2 protein-coding genes are annotated in these 4,744 nt (G+C 74.6%); both read left to right on the top strand.

Annotated elements, in window-relative coordinates; all coding sequences use genetic code 11:
- Window positions 1-2,577 (top strand): PIG-L family deacetylase (locus HYE82_RS34075; protein ID WP_306439681.1); only part of this gene is annotated, 2,577 nt, incomplete at its 5' end.
- A gap of 131 nt (window positions 2,578-2,708) precedes the next feature.
- A partial coding sequence (locus HYE82_RS39145; protein ID WP_179178090.1) for a PIG-L family deacetylase occupies window positions 2,709-4,744 on the top strand: 2,036 nt, incomplete at its 3' end.

The following is a 4,744-nucleotide window of genomic DNA, read 5'->3' as shown; positions in this document are numbered from 1 at the left end:
CGTCCCGCGGAACCGCAGCCCGCCCCGACCGCCGTCGTCCTCGGCCGGCCCGACGGCGGACGCCGTGCCGCCACCCGCCGTGCCGCCACCCGCCGTACCCGTACGGCCGACGCCGAGGAGCCTTCCGGCCGGGGCAGCCGGACGCGCCGCCGACCCCGTACGGACACCCCCGCCGCCCGCGCCCACGGGCGGCGGGTGGTCGGGCTCGTCGGGGTCTTCGCGGCCCTCGCCGCCACCGGCATGTTCGTACTGCGCGGCAGCGACGCCCTCGCCGGCGTCCGCGCCGCCCGGCCGACCACGCCCGGCCCCGCGCACCCGGCCGCAGCGCCCGGCCTCCCCGCACTCCCCCCGGCCGCATCCGGAGCCGCAGCCTCCGCAGCCACAGGCACAGGCACAGGCACAGGCACAGCCGACCCCGCAGCCACAGGCATCGCCCCCGGCGCCGGCGGGCAGGTGGTCCAGGTCGTCGCCCACCCCGACGACGACCTGTACTTCATGAACCCCGACCTGCGGTACTCCCTCGCCGCCGGACACCGCGTCACCACCGTCTACCTCACCTCCGGTGAAGCCGACGGCATCAACGCCGGCGCCGCCAAGCAGGCCACCACCCCGCCCGACAAGCCCGCCTATGCCGAGGCCCGCCAGAACGGCATACGCGCCGCCTACGCCAAGATGGCCACCGGCGACCGCGCCGGCGCGTGGAAGCGCACCACCGTCCCCACCAAGGGCGGTGGCCACGCCGAGGTCGACGTGCTCGTCGCCAGGCCCGAGGTGAACCTCGTCTGGCTCCAGCTCCGCGAGGCCGGCACCGTGTACGAAGCCGTGCCCGAGAGCCTGCGCGGCCTGTGGGACGGCAAGGCGGCCCGCCTGGAGTCGGTGCTCGCCTCCGGCAGCCCGGTCAAGCAGCGGTTCTCGTACACGAAGGAGCAGGTCGTCCAGACCCTCGTCGGCGTGCTGGAGCAGTACAAGCCGACGACCGTCCGCTCCCAGGACCCGACCCCCGGCCGTTACCCGGACACCAAGAAGTACACCGACCACCAGGACCACTTCTACGGCGCCCGCTTCGTGCAGGCCGCCCTCGCCGCGTACGCCGAACGGGTCACCGACCGCCCACACTTCGCCGTGCAGAACTACATCGGCTACTTCAACGGCTCCCTGCCCGGCAACCTCGCCGCCGACGAGGCCAAGGAAAAGCTGGACATCATGGGCATATACGCCTGGATAGACCGGCAGAACCACTGCGGCAGCACCGCCGGCTGCGGGGACCTCAAGGTTGCCGACCGCCCCGAGGGCAACAACTGGACCTCCTCCATCAACTACGCGCGCGGCTCCGGCACCTCCTGGCTGACCTCCGACAAGGAGCACGGCCTGTGGGCCTTCAAGGCGCTCGACGGCCAGGTCGCCGTCTGGCACCGGGCCGGACTGCTCGGCCCCTGGACCGGCCCGCGCCTGCTGCCCGGCACCGGCATGGATCCGGGCGTGTCCGCCGTCACGCTGGGGGACGGCCGGATCGCGGTCTTCACCACCCGCACCTCCTTCGGCGCCCGGGCCGCGGACTACCGGCGCGAGGTCGTGTACGCGGTCCAGAAGCGCCCCGGGACGGAGGAGTTCGGCGACTGGCAGTCCCTCGGCACCCCCGAGACCGCCGACGAGAACTGGACCTCCGACATCAGCGCCCCGGCCGTCTCGGTGGACGGCGGCGGGCAGCTCGCGGCGTACGTACGCGACGGCGCGTACACGCTGCGCGGGCGGGTGCAGCGCGCGGACGGCAGCTGGGGCCCGTGGGAGCAGCATGGCGGCACCGACCTGCACGGCACCCCGGCCACCGCGACCGACGCCGCCGGCCGGCGCATGGTGTTCGCGGCGACGACGAGGTCGGTGACGGCCTGGGTGCAGCCGAAGCCGGGCGCCCCGCTGGGGCCGGCGGCGCCGACCGGGCTGCCGGACACCACGCTCCCGCTCACGGTGGAGGGGCGCGAGGGCGGCGTGCGGATGTGGTTCCGCAAGCCGGGCTCGGGCGACGTCCGCACGACCCTCTTCACCGCCGAGGAGAAGCCGGGCAGCCCGACCGGCAGCAGCACCACCGCCCTGACAACGGGCCCCGTCACCGACCTCGGCGGACTCCAGGGCTTCGGCGCCGTCGCGGCGGGCGGGCACGTCCTGGCGGGCCGCGCGGCCGGCGGGCAGCTGGGCTCGGACCTGGGCCGGGGACGGCCGTGGGCGCGCTCGCCGCTGATGTTCGTCGGCGCCCCCTCGGCGGCGGTCACCGGCACGCCGAACGGCCGGAACACGGTCAGCCTGGCCGTCGTCGGACTGGACGCGCGGCTGTACGTGACTTCCTCGCCCGGCGGCGAGAACACCGAGAAGACCGAGACGGCCGACAAGACTCAGAAAGCCGAGGAGACCGGGAAAACCAGGAAGGCCGGGAAGACCGAGAAAGCCGGGAAGAGCGGGAAGGCCGAGAAGACCGGGCAGAGCGGGCAGAGCGGGCAGAGCGGGCAGACGTACCTGACGCCATGGCAGCGCATCGGCGACGGCGGCGGCCCGGCCGTCGCCCCGCGCGCCACAAGACCGTAGGAGACCCGTCACACCTCGCCGAAAAGTCGGAGTGATCGGCGAGAAAGGTGAACCGAGTCGCGTGTTTTGGGCTCTCACTGACTGCTCAGCGGTTTTTCCCGCCCGGAACGACCCGAAGGCCAGGCCTGACGATGCCCCTTGCCCGTCGACGCTTCCTCCTCGCGGCCCTGCTCCCGGTGTTCACCGTCGGTGCCACCGGCGTGCTCGCCATCGCCACCGGCGAGCAGACGGCGGCCGAGGCCACCCACGAGGGCGGTCCGGCCGCGGTCCTCCCGGCCGGCGTCACGAGCGGCTCGGTCGTCCAGGTGGTCGCCCACCCCGACGACGACCTGTTCTTCATGAACCCGGACCTGAGCCGCACCCTCACCGCTGCCGGCGCCCGCACCACGCTCACCACCGTCTACCTGACCTCCGGCGAGGCCGACGGCCGCAACGAGGCCCGCGGCGGCGGCGCCTGGGACCCGGAGCAGCCCGCCGACCACGCCCACTACGCGGAGGCCCGCCAGAACGGCATACGCGCCGCCTACGCCCAGATGGCCACCGGCGACCGCACCAGCGCGTGGAAGCGCACCGCGATACCCACCGAGGGCGGCGGCTTCGCCGAGCTCGACGTCCTCGTCGCCAAGCCCGAGGTCAACCTCGTCTGGCTGCAGCTGCGCGAGGCCCGCAACCCGACCGCCGACAATCCGGACAGCCTGCGCGGCCTGTGGAACGGGAAGATACCCGCGCTCGGCGCCCAGCTGTCCTCCGGAAGCCCCGTCAAGCAGCCGTACGCGTACACGAAGGACCAGGTGATACGGGCCGTGGCCGGGATCCTGGACCGGTACCGGCCGACGACGATACGCATGCAGGACCCGACCCCGGGCCGCTACCCCGACACCGGCAAGTACACCGACCACCAGGACCACATGTACGGCGCCCGCTTCGTGCAGGCCGCCACCGCCGCGTATGCCGAGCGGGTCACCGACCGCCCGCGGTTCACGGTGCAGAGCTACCTCGGCTACCACAACGGCTCCCTGCCCCACTCCCTGGACCCGCAGACCGCCGAGACGAAGATCGGCTACCTCAAGACGTACGCCTGGCACGACCGCGAGAACCACTGCGGCAGCCCCTCCGGCTGCGGCGACCGCAAGGTCGCGGGCAGCCCCACCGGACGCGACTGGGCCCAGTCCCTGCGCTACGCGCACGGTGACAACGCCTCCTGGCTGACGGCCGGCACCCCCGGCCGGCTCTGGGCCTTCGCCGCCCTCGACGGCCGGATGGCCGTCTGGACCCGGCAGGGCGCCCCCGGCCGGTGGACCGGCCCGGCCCTGCTCCCCGGCGGCGGCATCGACCCGGGCGTGACCACCGCCCGCTTCCCGGACGGCCGCGTCGCCGTCCTGGCCACCCGCACCACGCTCCACCCCGGCTACCGGCGCGAGGCGGTGTACGCCGTCCAGTCCGCGCCCGACGGCCCGTTCGGCCCGTGGCAGTCGCTCGGTACGCCCGAGACCGCCGACGAGGACGGCACCTCGGCCATCAGCACCCCGGCGGCGGACGTCTCCCCCGACGGACGCCTCACCGTGTACGTACGCGACTCCCGGCGCACCCTGCGCGCCCGCGAGCAGCAGCCCGACGGCGCCTTCGGCCCCTGGCGGAACCTGGGCGGCGAGGACCTGCAGAGCGACCCGGCGACCGCGACCGACTCCGCCGGGCGGCTCCACGTGTACGCCACCACCGGAAGAACCGTCCTGGCCTGGATCCGCCCCGCCCCGGGCGCACCCCTGGAGGGCCCCTTCCCGACGGGCCTGCCCGCGACCACGGTCCCGCTCACGGTGGCCCCGGAGGGCGCGGGGATCCGCCTGTACTTCCGCCGCCCGGACTCGGGCGTGGTCCGCACGGCCCTGGTGACGCCGGGCCACGGCGCCGGCTCGAAGCCGCAGGTCTCCGGCGTCTCCGAAGCGGGCGGCCGGGCGGGCTACGGTGCGGTCGGCGTGGCGGGCCGCCTCCTGTCCGGCCGGTCGGGCACGGGCGCGGTCGGCACGACGAGCCTGGGCGGCCCCCCGGCCTGGACGGAATCCAGGATGCTGTACGCCGGCGCCCCGTCAGGCGTCGCCGAACAGACGGGCGCGACCACCACAGCAGTCCTGGGCCTGGACGCAAACCTCTACATCACCACGACCACACC

Source organism: Streptomyces sp. BR123 (genome assembly GCF_013401435.1).
In the GTDB taxonomy this organism is placed as follows: Bacteria; Actinomycetota; Actinomycetes; order Streptomycetales; family Streptomycetaceae; genus Streptomyces.
This window is presented reverse-complemented; position numbering and strand designations above follow the sequence as displayed.